The sequence below is a fragment of the Nocardia sp. NPDC051981 genome (genome assembly GCF_040680715.1).
Classification (GTDB): domain Bacteria; phylum Actinomycetota; class Actinomycetes; order Mycobacteriales; family Mycobacteriaceae; genus Nocardia.
In genome coordinates this window covers 122,253-146,494 of sequence record NZ_JBFAXK010000007.1, presented here as the reverse complement: position 1 = coordinate 146,494, position 24,242 = coordinate 122,253, and the positions used below count along the sequence as shown (strand labels likewise).

Sequence of the window (24,242 nt, the reverse complement as noted above, 5' to 3'; positions counted from 1 at the left end):
CGCCAGGTCAACCCATGTTTCCTCGACTCCAGCAACCAACAGCACCTACTCCCATCCCCGAAAGAGTTTGAGCAGACGAAACCTCACCGGCACCGCGCCGGCCCGCCTCGTCGACGATTCCCGAGCAACCGCCGGCCGGTTCATCCGCAAGTGAAATGTCGGCACACTCGAACCAACTGATTTCCACAGCCGCACCACCATCCACAGACCCGACATAATCGCAGCTCGCCGTCACGGTTCTGCCCGGGCACAGTGACACGCTTGCCCGATGATTCGTACACGCAGCGAACTCCTCGCGGAGGGCATCCCGGTCGGCACGATCAACGACCGCTGTCGCCGCGGCGTCTACAGACGACTGCTCCCTCGTACGTATTGTCTCGGCGCGCCAACCACTCTCGATAGATGCCATGCGGTCATCGCCTGGCAGCCGCGCGCGATCCTCAGCCATCGCACCGCCGCCTGGTTGCACGGACTCCTTCCTGATGAGCCGGCCCGCGTGGAGGCGACCATCCCCAAGGATTCCGACCGCAGCACCCCGGACTGGCTGCGGCTCTACCGCCGCCGCCTCAGCGCCGAATGGATCGATGAGCGCTACGACCTGCCGCTCACGACAGCGACCTTGACCGTGTTCGACTGCGCCTCGGTCCTTCCTGAGCGTGAGGCCGATGCGCTGATCGATCTGCACGTGGGCCGGCACGTGTCCGGGCCGGCCTTGCTCGAATTGTGCGAATCCCACCTGCATGGGTCTTCCACTGTCCGTAGACAACTCCGCGAGGCCGCAATCCACGCGGCGTCGGAGCCGGAAGGCCTGTTCGCGCGAGCCCTGAACCGCCGGGGCATGCGCCTGCTCTGCAATCACCCGATCGGCCCGTACCGCTGCGACTTCGTCGACGAACGATCGCGCACCGTCATAGAGATCGACGGCCGCGAATTCCACAGCGAGTCGAGGGCCTTCCGTCACGACAGGCGTCGACAGAACGAACTCATGCTCGATGGGTGGCTCGTGCTGAGGTACGCCGCAGCCGATGTGTATCAATCGGTCGACAGATGCGTCGACGAAGCCACGGCAGCCATCAGACGCCGCAGACGGTAACCCAGTCAGACCCCGCACTTTCCCCGTCACCCACCACCATTTCGACCGGAAATCACCCACTAGTGCGAGCCTGCACCGGCCACATCACGCGGTCTCAGCAGCCAACTCGATCAGCCGCGCCCGCACCAGCTTCGGCCGCTCATCGACGATGAAATGCCCACACCCCTCCACCATTTCGAGCGTGTAGTCATCCGCCCGCGCCGTCTCCGCCGCAGCCATCGAGTAATGAATGGCCACATCCTCAACCCCGAAGACCGCCCGAATCGGCACCGTGGCCCGCCGCATCTCCGGCCTTCTCACCGCCGCCGGCATTTCCTTCAACAGAAATGTCCGATACGTGTCGGTCGCAGTCCGAGCCACCACCGGATCCCGGAACCGCTCGGAGAACACCCGAATCGTCTCCCGATCCATTCCGCTGTAAGCCCCGAACAGCCACTCCAAATACCGAGTTTGACGCAGCAGTGGCACACCGACGCTCGCCATCAACGGCTGATAGGTCAACAACCGCCAAGCATGCCGCGCCACCACTCCCTTCGGCGCCCATGGATGAACCATGTTGAACACGAGATACCCCCTGAACCGCCGAGGCTCCCGCAAGATCATCCGATACCCGATCCATCCTCCCCAGTCGTGCCCCACCAACAGCACGTCGTCAGCCAGCCCCATCACGTCCATCAAGGCCAGCAGATCCGATACGACATCTTCCTTGGCCCACCGATGCGGCGCAGCCCCCGACCACCCATACCCCGGCAGATCCGGCGCGATGATCCGCAAACCCTCAGGCGGATCCGCCAACAAGCCCCGATAGACATAGTGGTGCTGCGGCCACCCATGCAGAGCGAGCACCGGCCGCCCCTCCCCCGCCTCGGTCACATGAAACCGAACCCCACGCGCATCGATGTAGCTACGTCGCACATTCGGGATAGCCGGAACTTCCTGATCAGCACCCATAGCCCACGTTAACCCGCGATCCGATCCCAAAGAAGTACCTCGGCGGACTACAACCCTTCTTCGATCGAGCCGGCAGGACGGACGTGCATACCGCTTGCAACCCCGCGTATGAATGCGTCCCACGCATGGGGACCGAAAACCAAGACCGGCCCAGCAGCATTCTTCGAATCACGAACTCCAACAGAGTCGTCCGAGAGGAAGGCAACCTCGACACAGTCCGCCTTGTCAGCACTACGACTGCTCTTGAACCAATTGGCTCTGGATAGATCGGCAGTCACGCTGAGAACTCCTTCGCCACCTGCCGCAGCAGGGTCCTGCTTGCCGTCTCGTCCAGCGACGCCCGCTGGAGGCTCCCCAACACCCGATAGTACCGACGCACGTCGTCGTCCTTCTCCAAGTACATGCATCCGATAAACGACTCCAGATACACCACCGGCGGCCACACCGGCTCACCCTTAGCGTCAGTGTCGAACTCTAGAATCGCGAACTGGCCCACCGGATCTCCCAGCGGAGCTCCCGCCTCGAAAGGAAGGACTCGCACCCCGACGTTGGCCAACTTCCCAATCTCAGCGAGATGCCGCAGTTGCCCTGCCATGATCCCGGGTCCACCAACGCGGCTCCGCAGCACCGATTCATGCAGTACGACATCGAGGGCAGTCGCCTGATACTTCCTTGTCACAATGGCCTGGCGTCGACGGCGCAGCTCAACCCGACGATCATGCTCCACCGGACCCTCTTCCGGCTTCCCCTGACGAATTAGCGCCCGCGCGTAGTCTGCCGTCTGGAGCAGCCCGGGAACCAAGGCGGGTTGATATGTGCCAATCCGGCGAGCCGCGGTCTCCAGCCCGACGTAGACATCGAAGTTGGCCGGTATCACGCTGCCGTACTCGTGCCACCAACTCGTCTCGGCAGCCTGCCGAAGCAGCCCAACCATCGCCTCAGCGGCGTCCCCGGCCAGCTCAAGAACGTCGCAAATCGCCTGCAGATCCCGAACTTTCAGCCGCGTAGGTATGCCGCTCTCCAACCGCTGTAGCACCGACGTACTGACATCCGCAGCCTTCGCCACCCGATCCTGTGACATCCCGAGCGCGCTCCGCGCCTCCCGCAAATACCGCCCAAGCTGCCGCCTCGGCAAGGTCGAGCCGGTCTCCGACATGACGCGCTTCCTCATCAACATGCACCCGTACTGGGTGACGCGGACGCCCAAACTGCCAGCGGTCCAGGGCTTTCGACGAGAAGCCACTGGTTTACCCAGTTCAGGGTAACCACCCACCCACTCGAGTGATGCACTTTCTACATAACCCATCCCAACACCGAGGAGCCCACCATGTTCGACCAACTCACCATCGGAGCCTGGGTAATCACCACAGCCGACTGCCCAGTCCGATTCGTCCCCAACCCCCAGGAACACCGCGTCACCCTCGTCCTCGGCGACACCCACCGCGAGTTCGAGATCTGCCTGGACGCAACCACTCTCGCCGCGATCCTCCACCAGGGTCCGAAGGCCCTGGCCAGCATCTCAGCAAGCTCAGCAGACACAGCGCACTGAAACGTATCCATTGAAGATCAACTTTTCGGCCGCGGTCCATGCCAGACTTCCTCCATGAACAGGGATGCCGAGGCCATTCTCCGCGAGGAGATCTTCCGACACCTGGAGGAATTGGTCGGAGACACCGGAGTCGTTACCCGCGAACAACTGTGGGACTTCACCCTGAACGGCGCGACTCACCGCCTCATCGACCGCAACCGCGGCATTCGCAACCCAAAGGACATGCTGGCCACCCTGTCGATCCTGTCCGATCCCAAGGGCAAGTATGCCGATGAAGAACTACAGGACTCCCTCTTCGCCTACGCGTACCGCGAAGGCAGCGTGAACGGCGACAACAAGAAGCTCCGGGCTGCTCTGGACCTCGACCTACCGCTCCTACTACTCCGGAAGATCGCCGACGGCGTCTTCGTTCCGGTGCCGCGGGTCTACGTCGTCGCCGACGACCAAGAGAACCGGCAGTTTCTGATCGCGCTAGATAACAGCCTCCGCCTGGTCGACAACCCGCTCGAACTCCAGCCCCTGGAACGCGAATACGTCGAACGAGTGACCAAACAGCGACTGCACCAACCCGAGTTCCGAGGCCGAGTCCTCCGCGCCTACGAATGCCGCTGCGCCGTCTGCCATCTCAAGCACGCAAAGCTCCTCGATGCCGCCCACATCATCGCCGACGGGAAACCCAACGGCACCCCAACCGTCGATAACGGGCTGAGCCTCTGCAAAATCCACCACGCAGCGTACGACGAGAACTTCCTCGGAATAACCCCCGACGGTGAGATCCGAATCAATCGTGCGCTGTTGGAAGAGGTCGACGGACCGATGCTTCGCCATGGCCTTCAAGAGATGCACGGCCGATCGCTCCTCATCCCGGCAAAACGCCAAGAACGCCCGTCTGCGGATCGCTTGGCCATCCGTTTTGAAGAGTTTCAGCGCGCTAGTTAGCTCAAGATCCAGATCATGCTAATCGGCGGTGCACGACCGCTCACCTCGAACAACCTTCGATCCACGCTATCCGGGCGCAGCCTCGATTCAGGGTCTAATGTCTTCCTAGCCAGCAAGATTGGCCCATTCGGCTGTGGCCGGTTCCGCGGTCAAGGACGATGAGCGGTGATCAATGCATGCAGCTCATCCGGGCGGATCCAACGCGGTGGCTGATGGATCATCCGGTGGCAATTCGCGCATACCAATATCAGATCGACAGTCCGGGTGTTGGTCTCACCCGACACATGGAGGGGTACCACATGGTGACATTCGATATACCCTTTGCCGCGCACACCGTAGACCGCTTCGAAGTCGAACTTGCAAACCTCACAAAACACACGGTTGTGATGACGTAGGAACTCGTCGATCTTCTTTCGACGTAGTTTCGGATCTCGCTCGCGACGGGTGCGAAGTGCCGTGATGAGCCTGCCTTCTCGACCCGAATCCTCGTCGTCGAGCGCATTAGCTTCCGCGGCCACAGCTTCATCGAATCTGCCCGCGACAGCTGCTTCCCAAATCGCTCGAGCTACGGAGTCCATCTCGGTCGGCGAATCGATGAAGTCTTGCAAGACGACCTTGTCGAGCTTGCCGCCTCGAGTCGGTTTGCCGGCGTGGCCCGGGCGGCTGGTGGCGATGTCGGTTGTCTTGCGAGACACGCTGTTGACATTGCGGAAGCTGTCCGGCCGGATGCTCGTCGGGTGAATCGGCAGGGAGCGCAGGAGGTTTGACAATTCAGCTACTCGCCGATCGTCCTGACGCAACTCGCGCCAGCCATTCTGCACAACCAAATCGCAGGCCAGGATCAACTCGTCCCGGGTCCATGCCGGACTGCGAACCATGTGACCCAACGTAGCTTCACAAAACGCAGCTGGCAAACAGTCCAGTCTGATTTGAGGATGTTAGAGATCAGGCGTACTCGGCAATGTGTAGTTGCCGCATGCACCGAACGACCAGGTCCGCCGGCGAGCCCTGGCCTTCCGCCGGGCCGTTCTCGACGGCCCAAAGCTCAAGGGCCACACGGATTGCGCCGGCGGCGGCCGCAGCGGTGAGACGGAGTCGGAATGGATCCGACTGTGGGCCAGCCAGTTTCAGGAGGACGGCGTTGAGGTCTCGTTCGCTCTCCAGGTTGATGCGGTGCCAGATGGCGCGGAGGGCCGGGTCGGTTTCCATAGCTTGGAGGAGGCCTCGGGTGATCTCCAGATCCTCCGGGCTATCGCCGAGGGTGAGGGAGCGGACGGCGGCGGCTTCGAATTCTTCAGGGGTGGGGAGACGGTGGGGGCCTGCGGCTATGTCGGCGAGCCAGCGTTGGGCTCCCGCGGCGAGCATGGGCTCGACTGCCTCTTCCTTCGTGCGTGAGTACCGGTAGAAGGTGCGGAGGGCTACGCCGGATTCGGCGGCTATTTGGTCTGCCGTGACCTCGGAGGTGCCGTGTTCCGCGAACAACCGGGCTGCGGTTCGGGCTATGTCCATGCGGGTTTCTTGTTTGCGGCGTTCGGCGAGGGTGGGGCGGGGCGGGGCGGGTTGGGCGGACATTTTTCACCTCCTTTGGGCGGGCTCGTTGGGACAATCCTAGTTGACGGGATGACACGATGGCATGACGTGCCATGTAGGCGTAACGTGACAGGAGAGGCTGAGAACCTACGTAAGGAGAACCGCAATGGAGCGTTTTGACGGCCGTCGAGTAGTGATCACCGGGGCGGGGTCGGGGATTGGGCGGGCTACCGTGCATCGGATCCTGGCCGAGGGTGGGCAGGTTGTCGGGGCGGACGTGAATGAGGCCGGGCTGGCGGAGACTGCCAAGCAGGCTGCGGAGAACGGGAATGGGGATCGGCTCACCACGCTGGTGGTGGATATCGCTGATGAGGAGTCGGTGAAGGCCGGTGTTGCTGCTGCGGTCGAGGCGATCGGTGGGATCGATGCGCTGATCAATGCGGCCGGCATTCTGCGGTCGGCGCATACGCATGAGATGCCGCTGGCTGATTTCAACAAGATCATTGCCATCAACCTGACCGGTACGTTCCTGATGATTCGGGAGGCGCTGCCGAAGCTGCTCGCCTCGGACAAGGGCGTGATCGTCAACTTCACATCGACGTCCGCGTTCTTCGCGCACCCGTATATGTCCGCGTATGCCGCGTCCAAGGGCGGCATCATGTCCATGACGCACGCGCTCGCTGCGGAGTACTCCAAGCAGGGCCTGCGCGTGGTTGCTGTTGCGCCCGGTTCGATTTCGAGTGACATGACCTCCGGCCGTGGCCCGGGGCTGCCGGCGGATGCCGATCTGAGCCTGTTCATGAAGCTTGCGCCGGGAATCGGGCAGGGTTTCGCGTCACCGGATACCGTGGCGGGCGTGGTCGCGATGCTGGCGTCGGATGACGGTGCGTTCATCACCGGCACCGAGATTCGGATCGACGGCGGCACGCACTACTGAGTCATCTCGGCTCCTGAGTCACCTCATACCAACGAGTCGCCTCAACTACCGAGTCTCCATCACCGAATCGGCGCCACTACCGAAATATGCCGAACTCGGTCGCATTTGGAACGGCCCGGCGGGAGAATTCCTGCGGGGCCGTTGCTGCGCAATGGGTTTCAGGGGCCGCTCAGGGTCCACGTCATACATGAGGACCATTCGGCCCTGAATTCACAGGGAATCCGTATCGCAAACCAGTACCGGTCGGGCACAGTTGCTGACCATGAAGTCGACATCTCTACGCCGGATCACAGCCCGTGTGGCTGTCGCCGGTGCGATCGCCCTGGTTCCCCTTGCGGCAGTGACCATTCCGGCCTCCGCGGACGTTCCGCTGGACAACGCGCCCAGCGATGTGGCGTGGCCGCACCACCAGGACGGCTGGTGGGATCGCGACGATTGGCGCCACCGCCACGACCGTGACGACTGGAACCGCGACCGCGACGACTGCAACCCGGGCTGGTGGCCCAACCGCGGCAACGGCTGGTGGCGCAACGCGCTGCCGGATAGCTTCGGCAGCTGGTAAACCCGAGACACGACCACACCTCGCGCGATCCCCCTCACGCGTGAACAGCGAAGGCCTGCCAGGAGAAAGCCTGGCGGGCCTTCGCGGCTGAAATCCCGGAACCCTCAGGCCGTCACGGCGCTTGCAGGCTCTCGAACGTGACCGCAAGTGTGACCGGGGAATCGAGAACCAAGCCGGTTCGGTGGACGTGATGCGGTTCGTACCTCAGACCCGACCAGTCCAGACGGTATTCCTCGATGCGGTCGATGATCTCCCAGCTCTTGTCGAAATGCACGATGAGATAGACGGGAATTCTCGCGCGTGCGTAGAGGACCCGTTTGATACCGATATCCGTATCGACGGTTTCCTTCGAGGCCACCTCGATCACGAGCTGAATGTGGTCTCGCACGGTGTTGACGTCGTATGGCTCGCAGTCACGAACCATGATGTCGGGGTATCGGACATTCAGCCGACGGTCGGCACGCTGATCTTCGGAGTCCGGAAGTCGAACCGCGACATCGGAATCCACCACGAGGCACGGTCCTGTCGGGTGGCGCGCGGCTTCGATCAAAGATGCCAGTCGACGCACCACTCGGCTGTGTGCGCCGCTCTGGGACATCAGTCTGACCAGTCGACCGTCCACGATCTCGATATCACCGGCGGTTTCGCCGAACGCATCCGGTTCGGCGGCGAGAAACTCCTCGGCCGTCAGATAGCGGCTCTCATCTGCGGGCGATACGGTCACCGGCACCTCTCAGATCAAGCCAATGAATATCGAGGACATCGATATCGTAGTCCGCAGTATGCCAACGACCTGGTGACATGAAACGACCCGCCGGGCACTGGGTCCGGCGGGTCGCAGTCGCGAAACCCTTAGGCGGTTTCGGTGATCGGGCGATCGACCCAGCTCATCAGGCCGCGGAGCTTGGCGCCGGTGACCTCGATGGGGTGCTCGGCGTTGGCCTTGCGCAGGGCCTCGAGCTCCTTGTTGCCGCCCTCGACGTTGGCGACCAGGCGCTTGACGAAGGTGCCGTCCTGGATGTCGGCCAGGATCGCCTTCATGCGCTCCTTGGTGCCGGCGTCGATGACACGCGGGCCCGACAGGTAGCCACCGAACTCGGCGGTGTCGGAGACCGAGTAGTTCATGCGGGCGATGCCGCCCTCGTACATCAGGTCGACGATCAGCTTGAGCTCGTGCAGGACCTCGAAGTAGGCCATCTCCGGCGCGTAGCCGGCCTCGACCATGACCTCGAAACCGGTCTTGACCAGTTCCTCGGTGCCACCGCAGAGCACGGCCTGCTCACCGAAGAGGTCGGTCTCGGTCTCTTCCTTGAAGGTGGTCTTGATGACGCCGGCGCGGGTGCCGCCGATGCCCTTGGCGTAGGACAGCGCCAGCGCCTGGCCGGTGCCGGTCGGGTCCTGGTCGATGGCGATCAGGGCCGGAACGCCCTTGCCGTCGACGAACTGACGACGCACCAGGTGGCCCGGGCCCTTCGGGGCGACCATGCCGACGGTGACGTTGGCCGGAGCCTTGATCAGACCGAAGTGGATGTTGAGGCCGTGGCCGAAGAACAGCGCGTCGCCGTCCTTCAGGTGCGGCTCGATGTCGTTGGTGAAGATCGAGGCCTGCGCGGTGTCGGGCGCGAGGACCATGATCACGTCGGCCCACTCGGCGACCTCGGCCGGGGTGCCGACGGTCAGGCCGGCCTCTTCGGCCTTGGCACGGGACTTCGAGCCCTCCTTGAGGCCGATGCGCACGTCGACGCCGGAGTCGCGCAGGCTCAGCGAGTGGGCGTGGCCCTGGCTGCCGTAGCCGATGACCGCGACCTTCTTGCCCTGGATGATCGACAGATCGGCATCGTCGTCGTAGAACATCTCGACTGCCACTTTGGGTGCTCCTTCTTGGATTCTGTGATTAAGCGTGGTGGATCCCGGCCGAAAGCATGCCGGGATGGCGGGCGGATGGCCGCCGCGGCGGCCGGTTACTAGCGAGTCGCGGTGATGGACTTGGGTCCACGACCCACCGCGACGACTCCGGACTGCACGATCTCACGGATCCCGTAGGGCTCCATCATGCGCAGCAGCGCGTCGAGCTTGGAGCGGGTGCCGGTGGCCTCGATGGTCAGCGCGTCGGGCGACACGTCGATCACCTTCGCGCGGAACAGGTTCACGGCCTCGATCACCTGGGTGCGCACGCTGGCGTCGGCGCGCACCTTGACCAGGATCAGTTCGCGGGCCACGGAGCTGTCCGTGTCCTGCTCGACGATCTTGATGACGTTGACCAGCTTGTTCAGCTGCTTGGTGACCTGTTCCAGCGGCAGATCCTCGACCGTGACGACGATGGTCATGCGCGAGATCTCCGGGATCTCGGTGCCGCCCACCGCGAGCGACTGGATATTGAAGCCACGCCGGGAGAACAGGCTGGCCACGCGGGCCAGCACGCCCGGCTTGTCCTCCACCAGCACGGACAGGGTGTGGGTGGTCGTCATTCCTCGGTCCCCTTCTGGGAGGCACGCTCGTGGGCGGCCAGCGAAGCCTTCTCGTGTGACATCGCCTCGTGGATCACGGCGGGCTCGGCCGCCGACTCGTCGTCGTCGAACAGCGGGCGGATGCCACGCGCGGCCATGATCTCGTCGTTGGAGGTGCCGGCGGCGACCATCGGCCACACCTGCGCGTCCTTGCCGACGATGAAGTCGATCACCACGGGCCGGTCGTTGATCGACTGCGCCTCGCGGATCGCGGCCTCCACGTCCTCTTCCTTCTCCACGCGAATGCCGTGGCAGCCCAGCGCCTCCGCCAGCTTCACGAAGTCGGGGATGCGCAGGGTGTGGGTGCCCAGGTCGGTGTTGGAGTAGCGCTGCTCGTAGAACAGGGTCTGCCACTGCCGGACCATGCCCAGGTTGCCGTTGTTGATCAGCGCGACCTTGATCGGCACGCCCTCGACGGCACAGGTGGCCAGCTCCTGGTTGGTCATCTGGAAGCAGCCGTCACCGTCGATGGCCCAGACCTCGCGGTCCGGCATGCCCATCTTGGCGCCCATGGCGGCCGGCACGGCGTAGCCCATGGTGCCCAGACCACCGGAGTTCAGCCAGGTGCGCGGCTTCTCGTACTTGATGAACTGCGCGGCCCACATCTGGTGCTGGCCGACGCCGGCACAGTAGATGGCGTCGGGACCGGCCATCTGGCCCAGCTTCTCGATGACGAATTCCGGCGACAGCGAACCGTCGGACGGGGTCTTCCAGCCGAGCGGGTAGCTCTCGCGGACACCGCTCAGGTAGTGCCACCACTCGGTCAGATCCAGCAGCGGAGTCTTGCCCGCGGCGGCCGGATCGGCCTTGAGGGTCTCGATCAGCTCGGCGATGACCTCGCGGCAGTCGCCCACGATCGGCACGTCCGCGTGGCGGTTCTTGCCGATCTCGGCCGGGTCGATGTCGGCGTGGATCACCTTGGCGTTCGGCGCGAACGAGTCCAGCTGGCCGGTGACGCGGTCGTCGAAACGCGCGCCCAGGGTGATCAGCAGGTCCGAACGCTGCAGTGCCGCAACGGCTCCCACGGTGCCGTGCATACCCGGCATGCCCATGTTCAGGGTGTGGGTGTCGGGGAACGCGCCGCGCGCCATCAGGGTGGTGACCACCGGAATGCCGGTCAGCTCGGCCAGTTCCAGCAGTTCCTCGTTGGCGTCGGCCTTGATGACACCGCCGCCCACGTACAGCACCGGAGCCTTGGCATCCATGATCATCCGGGCGGCCTCGCGCACCTGCTTGCCGTGCGGCTTGGTGACCGGACGGTAGCCGGGCAGCTTCATCTCCGGCGGCCAGGAGAAGGTGGTCTGCGCCTGCAGCACATCCTTCGGGATGTCGACCAGCACGGCGCCCGGGCGGCCGGTGGAGGCCAGGTGGAACGCCTCGGCGATCATCCGCGGGATGTCGATCGGGTCGGTGACCAGGAAGTTGTGCTTGGTGCACGCCATGGTGATGCCGGAGATGTCGGCTTCCTGGAAGGCGTCGGTGCCGATCAGCGAGCGGCCGACCTGACCGGTGATGGCCACCAGTGGCACCGAGTCCATCTGCGCGTCCGCGATCGGGGTGACCAGGTTGGTCGCGCCCGGACCGGACGTGGCCATGCACACACCCACCTTGCCGGTCGCCTGCGCGTAGCCGGTCGCGGCGTGACCCGCGCCCTGCTCGTGGCGGACCAGCACGTGGCGGACCTTGGTGGAATCGAACAGCGGGTCGTAGACGGGAAGAATCGCACCGCCCGGAATGCCGAATACCGTGTCGACGCCGAGCTCCTCGAGGGAACGGACGACCGACTGCGCGCCGGTGACCCGCTCGGGCGGGACCTGGCGGCGGTTCGGAGTTGCGGCCGGAGCCGCGGTCGGCTGAGTGGCCGAAGGCGCGGGCCTGCGGGCCGAGGGCCCGGGCCGGGCGGTAGGTGCGCTCACCGTCTTGGTTCCTTACTGCTTGTCGTTCCAGTTCATGGACTTGCCTGAACACAAAAAAGCCCCCGACAGCCAGTGGCTGTTCGAGGGTGGCGCGTCGCAGCTGCGAGCTGACGTAAATGACCTACAGTCGTCGGCTCAGCGCTGGACGCGCCGGCCGATTACGAGCAACTCGGTTCGATTCACGCGCTCGACGGTATGCGCGCGTGAGTCGTCCAGTCAAACAGCTGACCTATTGGGTCTCATTATGTGAGACAGTGCGGTTGATCGGGTCCGTTCACCGTGATGCAAGGATGGGGGTGTGTCCTCACAGCATCAGTCCGTGCCACCTGCTCGATCGTCCCACACGCCCGAGTCCGAATCCGACGCGGGTCGCGTGATCCGTGTCCCCCGGCTCGCTCACCTCGGGGTGTTCATCCTGCTGTTCTGCGTGGCGTTCGCGTTCTTCGGGTGGCCGCAGGTGCTGTGGATCCTGTTCGCCATCCCGGCCGCCGTGGTGGTGTGGATCGAGCGGACCCGGACGACCGTCTCGGACAATGGCGTCGACACGCGCACCATGTTCAGCGGGCGGCACATCGACTGGGCCGATGTGCGCGGGCTGCGCATCCCCAAGCGGGGGTACCTGCAACTGCATCTGGCCGACGACTCCGATGTGACACTGCCCGCGGTCGGATACAACCGGCTCGCGGATCTCGTCGCGGCCTCGGGCGGGCGCATCCCGGATCCGTTCTTGGAGCCCGAAGAGGATGAGGGCGAAGACGGCGACACCGCGGCCGAATCCACCGAGGCTGTGTCCGAATCCGCCGACGCTGTGTCGGAAACCACGGAGCGCGAGGCCGAAACCACCGAGCCGACGGCCGAATCCACCGAGCACGAGGCCGATTCCGGCAAGTCGTAAGCGTTTCGGGAGTGCAGAGTTCTTACCGGCGGTGATCGAGGTCATGGCGCGGGAGTAACGTTGAGGCCCGCCGGAGAACGCCGCGAGACGTATTTCTGGACAGTCGCTCAACAGCCCACTGCGACACGACCCGAGGACCTGACCAATGCCACCGCTTCGCTCACGCACCACCACCGCCGGCCGTAATGCCGCGGGCGCACGCGCTCTCTGGCGCGCGACCGGTCTCACCGACTCCGACTTCGGGAAGCCGATCGTCGCCATCGCGAACTCCTACACCCAGTTCGTCCCCGGCCACGTGCACCTGAAGGACGTCGGCGAGATCGTGGCCGAGGCGGTCCGGGCGGCCGGCGGCGTGCCGCGCGAGTTCCACACCATTGCCGTGGACGACGGCATCGCCATGGGCCACGGCGGCATGCTGTACTCGCTGCCCTCGCGCGAGATCATCGCGGACTCCGTGGAATACATGGCCAACGCGCACACCGCGGACGCGCTCGTATGTATCTCCAACTGCGACAAGATCACTCCCGGCATGCTGAACGCCGCCATGCGGCTCAACATCCCGGCCGTGTTCGTCTCCGGCGGTCCGATGGAGGCCGGTAAGGCCGTGGTCGTCGGCGGCGTGGCCCAGGCCCCGACCGACCTGATCACCGCCATCTCCGCCAGCGCCTCGCCGAACGTCACCGAGGACGGGCTGACCGAGGTGGAGCGCTCCGCCTGCCCGACCTGCGGCTCCTGCTCGGGCATGTTCACCGCCAACTCCATGAACTGCCTCACCGAGGCGCTGGGCCTGGCGCTGCCGGGCAACGGCTCCACGCTGGCCACCCACGCCGCGCGCCGGGCGCTGTTCGAGAAGGCCGGCCGCGTCATCGTCGATATCGCCACCCGCTGGTACCGCGATGACGACGCCTCGGTGCTGCCGCGAAACGTGGCCAATGCCAAGGCCTTCCGCAACGCGATGGCGCTGGATGTGGCCATGGGCGGTTCCACCAACACCGTGCTGCACACCCTCGCCGCCGCGCAGGAGGGTGAGATCGAGTTCGATCTGCAGACCATCGACGAGATCTCGCGTTGCGTGCCCTGCCTGTCCAAGGTGTCGCCGAACTCCGACTACCACATGGAGGACGTGCACCGCGCCGGCGGCATCCCGGCCATCCTGGGCGAGCTGCGCCGCGCCGGCCTGCTCGAGACCGATGTGACCACGGTGCACACCGCGTCCTTCGACGAGTGGCTCGACACCTGGGACATCCGCTCCGGCAAGGCTTCCGACGAAGCCGTCGAACTGTTCCACGCCGCGCCCGGCGGGGTGCGCACCACCGTGCCATTCTCCACCGAGAACCGCTGGTCCTCGCTCGACACCGACGCCGAGGGCGGCTGCATCCGCGACAAGGAGCACGCCTACACCGTCGAGGGCGGGCTGTGCGTGCTGCGCGGCAATATCGCCCCGGACGGCGCGATCCTCAAGACCGCCGGTATCGACGAGGACCTGTTCACCTTCGAGGGCCCGGCCGTGGTGGTCGAATCCCAGGAGGAGGCGGTCTCGAAGATCCTGGGCAAGGAGATCAAGCCCGGCGACGTGGTCGTGGTCCGCTACGAGGGTCCCTCCGGTGGCCCGGGCATGCAGGAGATGCTGCACCCCACCTCGTTCCTGAAGGGCGTCGGCCTGGGCAAGGTCTGCGCGCTCATCACCGACGGCCGCTTCTCCGGCGGCACCTCGGGCCTGTCCATCGGCCACATCTCCCCGGAGGCGGCCAGCGGCGGGTCCATCGGCCTCATCGAGAACGGTGACCGCATCCGCATCGACGTGCACACCCGCGCGCTCGAATTGCTGGTCCCCGAAGACGTTCTCGCGGAGCGCCGCGTGAAAATGGAAGCGTCCGAACGGCCTTGGCAGCCCGTGAACCGCGAGCGCCCGGTGACGACCGCGCTGCGTGCCTACGCCGCGCTCGCCACCTCCGCCGACAAGGGTGCCGTCCGGCGCGTGCCGTAATCAAGAAAGCAAGGGAATGACAATCGAATACATCGGCAAGGCCGACTCCATGCTTGCCGACTACACGGCCATGCTCCAGCGGTCGGACGCCCGCAATGCCGAAGCGAAGGCGCTGCTCGCCGAGGCCGAGGAGCTGGCCGCCGAGGTGCGGGAACTCGACCACGCCGAGTTCATGGCCACGCCGGATGAGCAGGTACGGATCAACCAGCACCGGGCGATGCTGCACCAGGAGATCGACAGCAAGTCCGGCCGGGTCCTCCAACTCCATCAAGAGACCTTCCAGGAATGGGAATCCTGGACCACGCGTCAGTGGTGAAAGGTGGATGGGGGCAAGCCCCCACCACCTTTCGAGGAGAGGATTGCGGGGCAAGCCTGCAGCCTCGAAGGGGCTCGCGGGATCTTCCAGATCACACCTGAACGTCCCGCGGAGCCTCCCGCGCAACCGGAGGATGCAGGGTCTCGCCCACGCTGCTGAAGCGCGCGGGATTTACCACGGCCCATGCTGTACAGGCCGAGTTCCGGCGCGGGCACACCGTTCGAGGGTTTTCGCGCGGACCATACGACCAAGCGGCCGTATCGATCTTTCGGGATCGGTACGGCCGCTTGGTGGTTCGGGGGTCTCGGGGGTTAGTTGAAGGTGATGCCGGATAGGGGGTTGCCGCCGTGGAGGTAGGTGTAGGCGAGGATGGCGGCGGCTAGGGCGGCGGCGATGGCGGCGAGGGAGCCCCACAGGGGTCTGGTGGCCCAGCCTCGGTTGCGGTCGAGGGAGAGGCGGCCGGGGCCGGTGAGGATGAGGACGGTGGCGAGCGCAGCGAGGACGGATTCGAGTTCTACCGAGTTGCCCTTGGCGGAGTATTGGAAGCCGGGGACCATGGACTGCTTCCACATCCAGGCGTCGAGGATGATGGCGAGCAGGGCGCCGGCCGCCAGGGGGGTCGCCACGCCGAGGGCGACCATGATGCCGCCGCCGAGTTCGCCGGCGATGAGGAGGGGGGCGGCGAGGTCCACATGCTTCCAGCCGCCGTTCTCCATGGCGGTTCTGATGCCGTCGTAGCCGGGGCCGTGGAACCAGCCCGCGGCCTTCTGCAGGCCGTGGTAGACGAAGGTGCCGCCGATGACCAAGCGCAGCAACAGCAGTCCGAGGTCCAGCGTGCCGCGGCGGTCGTCGCGGCGGCGGACCCGGCCGTTGCTGTCGGCGGGGCTGGGCGGTGCCGGCGGGATGCTGGCGAAGGAGTAGGTCGGGGACGGCTCGGTGGTGGTGCCGTCGGCCGCACCGGGAATGGCGTTCTTGACCTGGTTGTAGAGCGGGACCTCGGGGTCGAGGCCCAGTTCCTCGTCGGTGCGGGGCAGCTTCTCGGTGGTTTGGACGCCGGACGGGGTGGCGAACTGTTCGGTCGGCGAATCGAAGGGGCTCCGGACCGGTTCACCGGCCGGTCGCGGAGCAGCGGGCGGCAGATCGCCCGCCACGGCGGACGGCTCGTTCGGCTTGTCTGTCACGCGGGCCAGACTATTAGCCAGAACCGCTCGGCACACAGCAGAACACGGGCGTGTCCACCGTCCGATTCACGCCACGGCGAAGGAAGGGACACCCCGTCCGAGCGTGGACGGCAGGTTTTCCGTAACGTCTCAACCATGAGTTTGGTTGCCGCAGGCCGTGCCGGGGTGGGTGCGCGGAGAGTTGTGCTGGGCGTGACGCTCGGCGCCGTGCTGCTGTCCGGCTGCGCCCGCTTCGATGATCGTGCCTCGAGCCCGTTCACCACGGAGCCGACCTGGCAGGACGCCGAGCCCAGCACCACGACGCCGAAGGTGCCGCCGACCAATGCCAAGCGCCCCGATCTGCCGTGCGTGGATCCCGATCTTGCGGTGGTGGTCTCGTGCCTGGACACCACCGCCGGCCTGGTCGCGCTGCCCGACGGCGGGAGCGCGCTGGTGGCCGAACGCACCACGGGGCGCATCCTGAAGGTGGTCGCCACCGACGAGGGTGAACCGCCCGCGCCCATCGAGATCGCCCGGCTGGATGTGGATCCGGCCGGCGACGGCGGTCTCACCGGCCTGGCGCTGTCGCCCACCTTCACCGAGGACGGGCTGATCTACGCGTACGTGACCACCGGGGGCGACAACCGGGTGGTGCGCATCTCCACCGACGGTGGCGCGCCCAAGCCGATCTTGACCGGAATTCCGAAGGGGGTCAACGGCAATCGCGGGTCCATCGATTTCGCCCCGCAGAACCGCATGCTGGTGCTCACCGGTGATGCCGGTAACCCGTCGCTGGCCGCCGACACCAACTCGATGGCCGGCAAGCTGCTCAGCGTCAGCTCCCCCGCGCCCGGCTCCTCCGCCGATGTGGTGGTGACCGGTATCGGCGTGGCGGGCGGGGTGTGCTCGGACGGCAAGGATTCCATCTGGATCACCGACCGCACCGCCACCGAGGACCGGTTACAGCGGGTCGGCCCCGACGGTGTCGCGGTGAAGGCCTGGACCTGGCCCGACCACCCGGGCGTGGCGGGCTGCGCCGCCGCCTCGGACGGTGTCGCGATCTCGCTGACCAACCAGCGGGCCCTGGCTCTCGCCACGGCCGACAAGAACACCCACGCCGTCACCGCGGCGCCTTCGCTGCTGGCCCAGGACAAGTACGGCCGCCTCGACGGCGCGACACTGGGCGGCGACGGCAATATCTGGGTCGGCACCGTGAACAAGCCCGACGGCAATCCCAACCAGTACGACGATCGCGTGGTGCGGATCCCGCCGCCGTCCGCGGGCCAGGGCAACGGACCGGACTAGCCACCGGCTTCCCCTGCGGCGCACAGCAACAGCTGTGCGCCGCAGCGTTTTTCGGGGAGTGCGAGTTCCGCCGGGTGCCGCCATCACTGCCACTACCGGCCAGTGCCAGCCATTTTCGAGTGCCGATACTGGCCCGTGCCCCCACGGATCCGGGGCCGGTTGCGATCTTCACGCCCGGGTCGAACGCCCCATACCGTGGATTGGGCAAATGGCCAGCAACACTGGAGGGACGTGATAGGGAATATCGACGGTGGCGGCAGCGTCGATCTGGGTTCTGCGGCTTTGAATTTCGCCGACGTGGTGACCTCGATCATGTCGAACATCACCTACCTGCTGCAGTCCTGGGGCAGCGTGTAGTCGAGAGGACACCGGATGCCGGTCGGGCCCGAGCCGTTCACACGGCAGGGGCGACCGGCATTTGCAGTTCCACGACCCACCCGTCCGAGGTCGGGTCCTCCGGCGCGTTGAGGTAGACCTCGCGGATGGGAGCATTGGGGGCGTAACGGTTCTCGTCGGCCCAGCGCCCCATGGCCTCGAAGGACACGCACAGTTCGGCCAGCTTCCCGCGATGCACCAGGGTCGCGGCCTGCGGAATCTCCGGCAGCAGGTGCAGGTCGAAGCTGCTGCCCGGCGCGGCGGTCCCCGCGACCTGGTGCGCGACGTGCACGCGCAAACCTTCTTCGAGCTCTTCGTAATACACGACGGGCGCGCCGGTGATGGTGAGCCCGGCCTCCGGGATCAGTTTCCCGAGCCGGGCGTAGATCCGCTCGATGATGGGCCCGACCGCAGCCTCCCCGGATTCGGCCGCGACCTCGCTCATTTCGGCGACGAGCGTGGCGGACAGCGGTTTCACGATGATTTCCTGCTCGGGCATGACGCCCTCCTTCTGGATGCGCAGGAGCCTCGCCTCGACGCTCGCGAGCCGTGCGGTGTCCGCGGCCACCTGATTGGCCAGCTGCGCGCGACGCAGTTGCAGCATGCCGTGCAACCGCTCCGCGGACAGCTGCCCATCGAGGAGCTCGGCCACCTGGTTCAGGGTGAAGCCGAGTTCCTTCAACGCGACGATCCGGTTGAGCCGTGCGAGCTGTTCGGCCGAATAGAACCGATAGCCGCTGCACGGATCCACCTCGGACGGCGGCAGCAGTCCGATCTCGTCGTAGTGGCGCAGCATTCGCACCGACACCGATCCGAACCTGGCGAAGTCTCCGATACTGAACATGACCCCTCCAGGTTTAGGACCTCACACGGTGTGAGGGTCAAGCCCATGATCACTCGAGAGCTCGGGGCGCGCGGCTGATGCCGCGCGCCCCGATTCCGAGAGTGGGTGGAGTCAGGACTGTGGCGCACCGCATCGATCGTGCGCCACAGGCTGTTTCGGAGGTGTCAGCCCTCGACTCCGCAGGCCGCGAGGACCAGTTCGCGGACGCGGGCGGCGTCGGCCTGGCCGCGGGTGGCCTTCATGACGTCACCGACGACCTTGCCGGCCGCCTGCACCTTGCCGGAGCGGATCTTCTCGGCGATGTCCGGGCTGGCGGCGAGGGCCTTCTCGACCTCGGCCTGCAGCGCGGAGTCGTCGGAGACCATGCCCAGGCCCTTGGCCTCGACGATCTGGGCCGGCTCGCCCTCACCCGCGAGGACGAAGTCGACGACCTGCTTGGCGACCTTGTTGTTGATTGTCTTGGCCTCGACCAGCCCGGCCACCTCGGCGACCTGCTTCGGAGTGATGGGCAGGTCCTCGAGCGCGACCTCGCGCTCCTTGGCCTTCTCGGTCAGGTAGGCGACCCACCAGGAACGGGCGGCGTCCACGGAAGCGCCCGCGTCGACGGTCGCGATGATCAGGTCCAGCGCACCGGCATTGACCAGGTCGCGGAACACCTCGGCGGACAGACCCCAGTCGGACTGGATGCGGGCGCGGCGCAGCCACGGGTACTCCGGGATGGTGCCGCGCAGTTCCTCGACCCAGGCGGCGTCGGGCGCGATGGGCTCGAGGTCCGGCTCCGGGAAGTAGCGGTAGTCCTCGGCGGTCTCCTTGATGCGACCGGGCGAGGTGGTGCCGTCGGTCTCGTGGAAGTGGCGGGTCTCCATCAGCACCGAGCCGCCGGCGGCCAGCACCGCACCCTGGCGGCGCATCTCGAAGCGCACCGCGACCTCGACGCTCTTGAGCGAGTTCACGTTCTTGGTCTCGGTGCGGGTGCCGAATTCCTTGGCGCCCTTGGGCATCAGGGAGACGTTGGCGTCGCAGCGCAGCGAGCCCTGCTCCATCTTCACGTCGGAGACGGCCAGGGACTTGAGCACCTCGCGCAGCGCGGTCACGTACGCGCGGGCCACCTCGGGGGCGCGTTCGCCCGCCCCCTCGATGGGCTTGGTGACGATCTCGATGAGCGGCACGCCGGCGCGGTTGTAGTCCAGCAGCGAGTGCGAGGCGCCGTGGATGCGGCCGGTCGCGCCACCGACGTGCAGCGACTTGCCGGTGTCCTCCTCCATGTGGGCCCGCTCGATCTCGACCCGGAAGGTCGAGCCGTCATCGAGCACCACATCCAGGTGCCCGTTGGTGGCGATCGGCTCGTCGTACTGGCTGATCTGATAGTTCTTGGGCTGGTCCGGGTAGAAGTAGTTCTTCCGCGCGAACCGGCCCCACGGGGTGATGGAGCAGTTCAGCGCCAGCCCGATGCGGATCGCGGACTCGACGGCCTTCTCGTTCACCACCGGCAGCGAGCCCGGCAGGCCCAGGCACACGGGGCACACCTGGGTGTTGGGCTCGGCGCCGAATACGGTCGGGCAGCCGCAGAACATCTTGGTCGCGGTGCCCAGCTCGACGTGTACCTCCATGCCGAGCACCGGTTCGTACCGGTCGATGACATCGGAGTAGTCCATCAAGTCCACGGTCGCTGCGCTCATGCGCTCCATCCTATTTACTCGCCGATCAGTCCACGGCGATGGCCTCCACGATGGGCAGCCGCGCCGCGCGCAGGGCGGGCGGGATGGCCCCGAGCAGGGACAGTCCGAGCGCGATGACGGCGTAGGCCACCAGCAGTGGGCTGGGCTGATAGCGAATGTACATGGCGATGGCGTGCCCGAGCGCGATGGTCGCCAGGTAGTGCACGGCCGAGCCGATCGCCAATCCGAGTGCCGCGCCGGTCACCCCGATACCGGCGGCCTCGGTGAGCACGGTGCGCAGCAGGAAGCGGCGGCTGGTGCCCATGGCCCGCAGCACCCCGAGTTCACGGCGACGGTCCAGCACCGACAGCATCAGCGTATTGAGCAGCGCGACCGCCGAGACCACGACCACGATCCAGAGGATGGCCGCGCTGATCGAGGTGCCCTGCCGGACACTGGACGAAATCGCGGTCACCGCATCGCGTCCGGTGCTGACGTGGATATCGGCGGGGACCGCGGCGCGCACGGCCGCCATCACCGCGGCATGGTCCGCGCCGGGCGCGAAGTCGATGCCGATGATGGTCTCGCCCGGCCGCTGGTACCACTCGCGCATGATGTTCAGGTCCAGCGCCACCACGCCCGCGATGGCGGAGAAGTAGGGCACCACCTTCAGCACCTGCACCCGGTGCTCACCGGTCGGGGTGGGCAGGGTCAGGTCGGACCCCTCGTGCACGCCGAGCGAGCGGGCCACATCCCGGGAGATGACGACGCCCGCACCGGCGGCCATGCGCGCCTGGTCGGCCTGGCTCACGCTGTCCAGCACCGAGGTCCGGGCCACGCCGCCCTCGAAGGCCTGCAGCATGACGCGGCCGCGGCCCAGGGTCGCGAAAGCCATTTGGGCCGAACCGACTCCGCCGACGCCGGGGATGGCGCTCAGTTTCTGCTTCAGGTCCGGCGGCAGCAGCGGGCCGGTGGGGAACTGCTCCATGGCGGTCGGGCTGACGAAGACGTCGGTGCGGGCCAGGCCCTCGAAACTGTCGGTCGCGGCGCCGACCATATTGCGGCTGGCATTGCCGATGGCGACGATGGCGGTGACGCCGATCGTGACGGTCATGACGGTGGCCCAGACCCGGCGCGGCGCCCGTTCGATGGTGGTCGCGCCCAGGGCGCCGGGCGCGCCGAAAAGCCGGGCCACCGCGGCGACCACGCGCACGATGGGCTCGGTGGCGGCGAAGCACAGCACGACCGCGCCGGCGATGGACAGCGAGATCGCCCCGATCGAGAGCCGGCCCAGATCCGCCTCGGCCACGACCACCGCACCCGACACCATGATCAGACCGAGAATCGCGGCGACCCAGCGGATCACCGGCTTCACGCTGTCGGCCGCGCCGACGCCGACGGGGGCCAGCGCCTCGATCGGCGCGACCTTGTACACCTGCCGCGCGGCGATCGCCGCCGCGGCGACGCTGGCCAGCACGCAGGCCAGAATCGCCACCGGCACCGCGTAACCGGGCACCTCGTACTCGGTGCGCGACTCGACGGAGTTCACGATGGCGGCGGGCAGCTGCCGGATCGCGGTGCGGCCCATGAAGATTCCGATGATGGATCCGCTGATCGCGCCGAACAGGCCGAGGATCGCGGCCTCGGCGAGCAGATCGCGCACCACGGGACCGCGCTTGCCGCCCATGGCCCGCAGCAGCGACAGCGTCGGGCGGCGTTGCGCCACGGCCATGCTCATGGCGTTGTAGATGAGGAACGAGGACACGATGAGCGCCGAGGCCGAGGAGGCCAGCGTCGAGTAGCGCACCAGCATCACCGCGCCGCCGGCCTGCGCGGTCCGCAGATCCGGATCGGCGACCACTGCCCGGCCGGCGATCGCTTTGGTGAGGCCGGAACGCAGTTGGCCCACATCGGTATTCGGTGCGGCGATGATCTGCACCGAGTCCAGCCGACCCTCCCGGCCGGTGATCTTCTGCGCCACCGGCAGCAGCGCGATCGCGATGTGGCCGCCGTTGATCTTGGCGGCGGTCGAGTCGTCGATGACGCCCGCGACGGTGGCCGTCACGGTGCCGAGCTGGAACTTGTCACCCTCCTGATAGCCCATGGCGGAGCCGACCAGGACACCGTTGGCGACCGTGAGCAGTTTGCTCGCCTGATCGGTGACCGTCCCGCCGAGGTCACTGCCCAGCTGGGCGGCGGAGGGGTCCGCACCGACCAGCAGGGCCCGTTTGTCGTCGGCCCCGATGGACTGCCGCACCATCGGCACCGCCGTGCCGACCCCGGGCACGGACCGGATCTGTTGCAGCAGCTGCTGATCGAAGCCGGCATCGGTGATGCCGCTGATCTCCAGCACCGCCCTGCCGCCCAGGCTGTGGGTGAGCTTGTCGACCGAGCCGGTGATGGAGCCGGAGATGCTGAACACCGAAACCAGCAGTCCCGCGGACACTCCCATCACCACCATGGCCATGGCGGTGCGGCCGCGGTGGGCGAAGAGCTCACCGATATTGAACAGGCGAAGCCGATCCAGCGCGGCGCGGATCATGCGTGCACCGCCCCGGCGTCGGCGGCGGTGACATCGCCGCCGGCGGCGGGCGCCGAACCTTTGCGGCCCGGCTCGGGAACGGTCCGCACCTCACCGTCATCACCGCGCTCGACCCGGTCGATGGACCCGATCTGCCCGTCGCGCAGGTTGATCACCCGGTCGCAGTAGCGCACCGCACCCATGTCGTGGGTCACCATGACCACGGAGTTGCCCTCCTCGGTGATGTCGGCGAGCAGCTGCAGGATCGAGGCGCCGGTCTTGGAGTCCAGGTTGCCGGTCGGTTCGTCGGCCAGGATCAGCGGCGGATCCATGATGAGCGCCCGCGCCACCGCGACCCGCTGCATCTGACCGCCGGAGAGTTCGGCAGGCCGGTGCTCGGCGCGCTCGCTGAGCCCGACCAGGTCGAGCAATTCCAGCGCGCGCGGCTTTGCCTTGCGTAATCCGGTGCCGTCCAGCAGTTTCGGGATGGCGACGTTCTCCCAGGCGGTCAGCGTGGGCAGCAGATTGAAGAACTGGAAGACGAAACCGACGCGGTGCCTGCGGAATTCGGATTGCCGGTCGTCGTCCAGGTCGCCGATCTCCTTGTCCTGGAATCGAATCGACCCGCTGTCCGGGGAATCCAGCGCGCCGAGCAGGTGCAGCAGGGTGCTCTTGCCCGAGCCGGAAGGACCGACGATGGCGGTGAACTCCCCCGTATCGATCCGCAGGCTGATCCCGTCCAGAGCGCGCACGGTCTGCTCGCCCACCCGGTATTCCTTGGTGACGTCGGTCAATTCCAGCATTGGTCGTTCCCCTCTGCAGATCAATACCAGCCGGTGTCTATCAGCTGGCCAGCGCTCGCGCACGCGGACGGCCGAAATACAGCCGGTCGGTGTCGTAGGTGTCGAGGATCGCGCGCAGGGCCGGCTGTTCGGCGCACAGCTCCGCGTACACCTCGATCGCCAAAGCACCCTTCTCCATTGCGTTTTCCATCTTCACGGTCAAATGGTTCTCCCAGCGATTGCGCAGTGCGAGCAGTACCCCGTCAGGGTCGCCGAACAGGCGCTGCAGCTCCGGGAGATTGTCGAACAGCTTGGGATCAGCTGGATTTCGTGCTGCCCGATCGAGAACGATGTGCAGGATGTCGGTACGAGCGTGTAGGTCTGCCCAGGACATGGCGCCAACCTTCCATTGAAT

Annotated in this window: 25 protein-coding genes; 10 read left to right on the top strand and 15 right to left on the bottom strand. The window is 66.3% G+C overall.

The window, feature by feature from the left end:
* Positions 1–268 precede the first annotated feature (268 nt).
* Entirely contained in the window at positions 269–1,093 is an 825-nt protein-coding gene (locus AB0L60_RS15890) for a DUF559 domain-containing protein (protein ID WP_364613544.1), read from the top strand.
* An 84-nt stretch (positions 1,094–1,177) separates the two neighbouring features.
* Here AB0L60_RS15890 and AB0L60_RS15885 read toward each other — a convergent pair whose 3' ends face one another.
* The 3 genes from AB0L60_RS15885 to AB0L60_RS15875 are packed head-to-tail and all read right to left on the bottom strand — an operon-like array spanning position 1,178 to position 3,200.
* Positions 1,178–2,044, bottom strand: coding sequence for an alpha/beta hydrolase (locus tag AB0L60_RS15885; RefSeq protein ID WP_364613541.1), 867 nt, complete (start codon positions 2,042–2,044; stop codon positions 1,178–1,180).
* 47 nt (positions 2,045–2,091) lie between these two features.
* Positions 2,092–2,322, bottom strand: coding sequence for a DUF397 domain-containing protein (locus tag AB0L60_RS15880; RefSeq protein WP_364613538.1), 231 nt, complete (start codon positions 2,320–2,322; stop codon positions 2,092–2,094).
* Complete coding sequence (locus AB0L60_RS15875) at positions 2,319–3,200, bottom strand: helix-turn-helix transcriptional regulator (RefSeq protein WP_364613535.1); 882 nt, start codon at positions 3,198–3,200, stop codon at positions 2,319–2,321. The genes AB0L60_RS15880 and AB0L60_RS15875 overlap by 4 nt, the downstream gene beginning before the upstream one ends.
* A gap of 171 nt (positions 3,201–3,371) precedes the next feature.
* Here AB0L60_RS15875 and AB0L60_RS15870 point away from each other — a divergent pair, with 171 nt between their 5' ends.
* Positions 3,372–3,593: a hypothetical protein gene (locus AB0L60_RS15870; RefSeq protein WP_364613532.1), complete on the top strand. Its 222-nt coding sequence runs from the start codon at positions 3,372–3,374 to the stop codon at positions 3,591–3,593.
* Positions 3,594–3,647: 54 nt separating this feature from the next.
* Positions 3,648–4,532, top strand: a complete 885-nt coding sequence (locus tag AB0L60_RS15865; protein WP_364613529.1) for an HNH endonuclease — start codon at positions 3,648–3,650, stop codon at positions 4,530–4,532.
* A 149-nt stretch (positions 4,533–4,681) separates the two neighbouring features.
* Here AB0L60_RS15865 and AB0L60_RS15860 read toward each other — a convergent pair whose 3' ends face one another.
* Positions 4,682–5,410 (bottom strand): HNH endonuclease, encoded by a 729-nt coding sequence (locus tag AB0L60_RS15860; RefSeq protein ID WP_364613526.1) that lies wholly within the window; start codon positions 5,408–5,410, stop codon positions 4,682–4,684.
* 67 nt (positions 5,411–5,477) lie between these two features.
* The gene (locus tag AB0L60_RS15855) at positions 5,478–6,041 is read right to left on the bottom strand and encodes a helix-turn-helix domain-containing protein (protein ID WP_364613523.1); all 564 of its coding nucleotides are present in this window, start codon (positions 6,039–6,041) and stop codon (positions 5,478–5,480) included.
* Positions 6,042–6,228: 187 nt separating this feature from the next.
* Between AB0L60_RS15855 and AB0L60_RS15850 the strand changes: the two genes are divergently transcribed.
* Entirely contained in the window at positions 6,229–6,999 is a 771-nt protein-coding gene (locus tag AB0L60_RS15850) for an SDR family oxidoreductase (RefSeq protein ID WP_364613520.1), read from the top strand.
* 262 nt (positions 7,000–7,261) lie between these two features.
* Entirely contained in the window at positions 7,262–7,561 is a 300-nt protein-coding gene (locus AB0L60_RS15845; protein WP_364613516.1) for a hypothetical protein, read from the top strand.
* A 112-nt stretch (positions 7,562–7,673) separates the two neighbouring features.
* On the opposite strand, the gene AB0L60_RS15840 is transcribed toward AB0L60_RS15845, so the two are convergent.
* From AB0L60_RS15840 to AB0L60_RS15825, 4 genes are all read right to left on the bottom strand, one after another.
* Complete coding sequence (locus AB0L60_RS15840; protein ID WP_364613513.1) at positions 7,674–8,285, bottom strand: Uma2 family endonuclease; 612 nt, start codon at positions 8,283–8,285, stop codon at positions 7,674–7,676.
* Between the two features lie 128 nt (positions 8,286–8,413).
* Positions 8,414–9,415 carry a ketol-acid reductoisomerase gene (gene ilvC, locus AB0L60_RS15835; protein ID WP_364613988.1) on the bottom strand — a complete coding sequence of 334 codons (1,002 nt, stop codon included), beginning with the start codon at positions 9,413–9,415 and terminating at the stop codon, positions 8,414–8,416.
* A 110-nt stretch (positions 9,416–9,525) separates the two neighbouring features.
* Positions 9,526–10,029, bottom strand: a complete 504-nt coding sequence (ilvN, locus tag AB0L60_RS15830) for an acetolactate synthase small subunit (protein ID WP_040860049.1) — start codon at positions 10,027–10,029, stop codon at positions 9,526–9,528.
* Positions 10,026–11,984 (bottom strand): acetolactate synthase large subunit, encoded by a 1,959-nt coding sequence (locus AB0L60_RS15825; protein WP_364613508.1) that lies wholly within the window; start codon positions 11,982–11,984, stop codon positions 10,026–10,028. Before AB0L60_RS15825 ends, ilvN begins: the two co-directional genes overlap by 4 nt.
* A gap of 319 nt (positions 11,985–12,303) precedes the next feature.
* Here AB0L60_RS15825 and AB0L60_RS15820 point away from each other — a divergent pair, with 319 nt between their 5' ends.
* The 3 genes from AB0L60_RS15820 (at position 12,304) to AB0L60_RS15810 (ending at position 15,182) form a co-directional block, all read left to right on the top strand.
* Positions 12,304–12,879, top strand: coding sequence for a PH domain-containing protein (locus tag AB0L60_RS15820; RefSeq protein ID WP_364613505.1), 576 nt, complete (start codon positions 12,304–12,306; stop codon positions 12,877–12,879).
* Between the two features lie 145 nt (positions 12,880–13,024).
* Positions 13,025–14,866, top strand: a complete 1,842-nt coding sequence (ilvD, locus tag AB0L60_RS15815; protein WP_364613502.1) for a dihydroxy-acid dehydratase — start codon at positions 13,025–13,027, stop codon at positions 14,864–14,866.
* Between the two features lie 16 nt (positions 14,867–14,882).
* Positions 14,883–15,182, top strand: coding sequence for a hypothetical protein (locus tag AB0L60_RS15810; protein WP_364613499.1), 300 nt, complete (start codon positions 14,883–14,885; stop codon positions 15,180–15,182).
* Positions 15,183–15,493: 311 nt separating this feature from the next.
* On the opposite strand, the gene AB0L60_RS15805 is transcribed toward AB0L60_RS15810, so the two are convergent.
* On the bottom strand, positions 15,494–16,363 hold the full coding sequence (locus AB0L60_RS15805; RefSeq protein ID WP_364613496.1) for a DoxX family protein: 870 nt from the start codon (positions 16,361–16,363) through the stop codon (positions 15,494–15,496).
* 135 nt (positions 16,364–16,498) lie between these two features.
* On the opposite strand from AB0L60_RS15805, the gene AB0L60_RS15800 reads away from it, so the two are divergent.
* A complete protein-coding gene (locus AB0L60_RS15800; protein WP_364613493.1) occupies positions 16,499–17,647 on the top strand; it encodes a PQQ-dependent sugar dehydrogenase in 1,149 nt (382 codons plus the stop codon).
* A 231-nt stretch (positions 17,648–17,878) separates the two neighbouring features.
* On the top strand, positions 17,879–18,004 hold the full coding sequence (locus tag AB0L60_RS15795; protein ID WP_364613490.1) for a hypothetical protein: 126 nt from the start codon (positions 17,879–17,881) through the stop codon (positions 18,002–18,004).
* A gap of 37 nt (positions 18,005–18,041) precedes the next feature.
* Here AB0L60_RS15795 and AB0L60_RS15790 read toward each other — a convergent pair whose 3' ends face one another.
* The 5 genes from AB0L60_RS15790 to AB0L60_RS15770 form a co-directional block, all read right to left on the bottom strand.
* Positions 18,042–18,866, bottom strand: coding sequence for a MerR family transcriptional regulator (locus AB0L60_RS15790; RefSeq protein WP_364613487.1), 825 nt, complete (start codon positions 18,864–18,866; stop codon positions 18,042–18,044).
* Positions 18,867–19,030: 164 nt separating this feature from the next.
* A complete protein-coding gene (gene gatB / locus AB0L60_RS15785) occupies positions 19,031–20,545 on the bottom strand; it encodes an Asp-tRNA(Asn)/Glu-tRNA(Gln) amidotransferase subunit GatB (protein ID WP_364613484.1) in 1,515 nt (504 codons plus the stop codon).
* A 25-nt stretch (positions 20,546–20,570) separates the two neighbouring features.
* Entirely contained in the window at positions 20,571–23,066 is a 2,496-nt protein-coding gene (locus AB0L60_RS15780; protein WP_364613481.1) for an FtsX-like permease family protein, read from the bottom strand.
* A complete protein-coding gene (locus AB0L60_RS15775) occupies positions 23,063–23,848 on the bottom strand; it encodes an ABC transporter ATP-binding protein (protein WP_364613478.1) in 786 nt (261 codons plus the stop codon). Before AB0L60_RS15775 ends, AB0L60_RS15780 begins: the two co-directional genes overlap by 4 nt.
* Positions 23,849–23,888: 40 nt before the next feature.
* Positions 23,889–24,221 (bottom strand): hypothetical protein, encoded by a 333-nt coding sequence (locus AB0L60_RS15770; RefSeq protein ID WP_364613475.1) that lies wholly within the window; start codon positions 24,219–24,221, stop codon positions 23,889–23,891.
* Between the last annotated feature and the right edge of the window lie 21 nt (positions 24,222–24,242).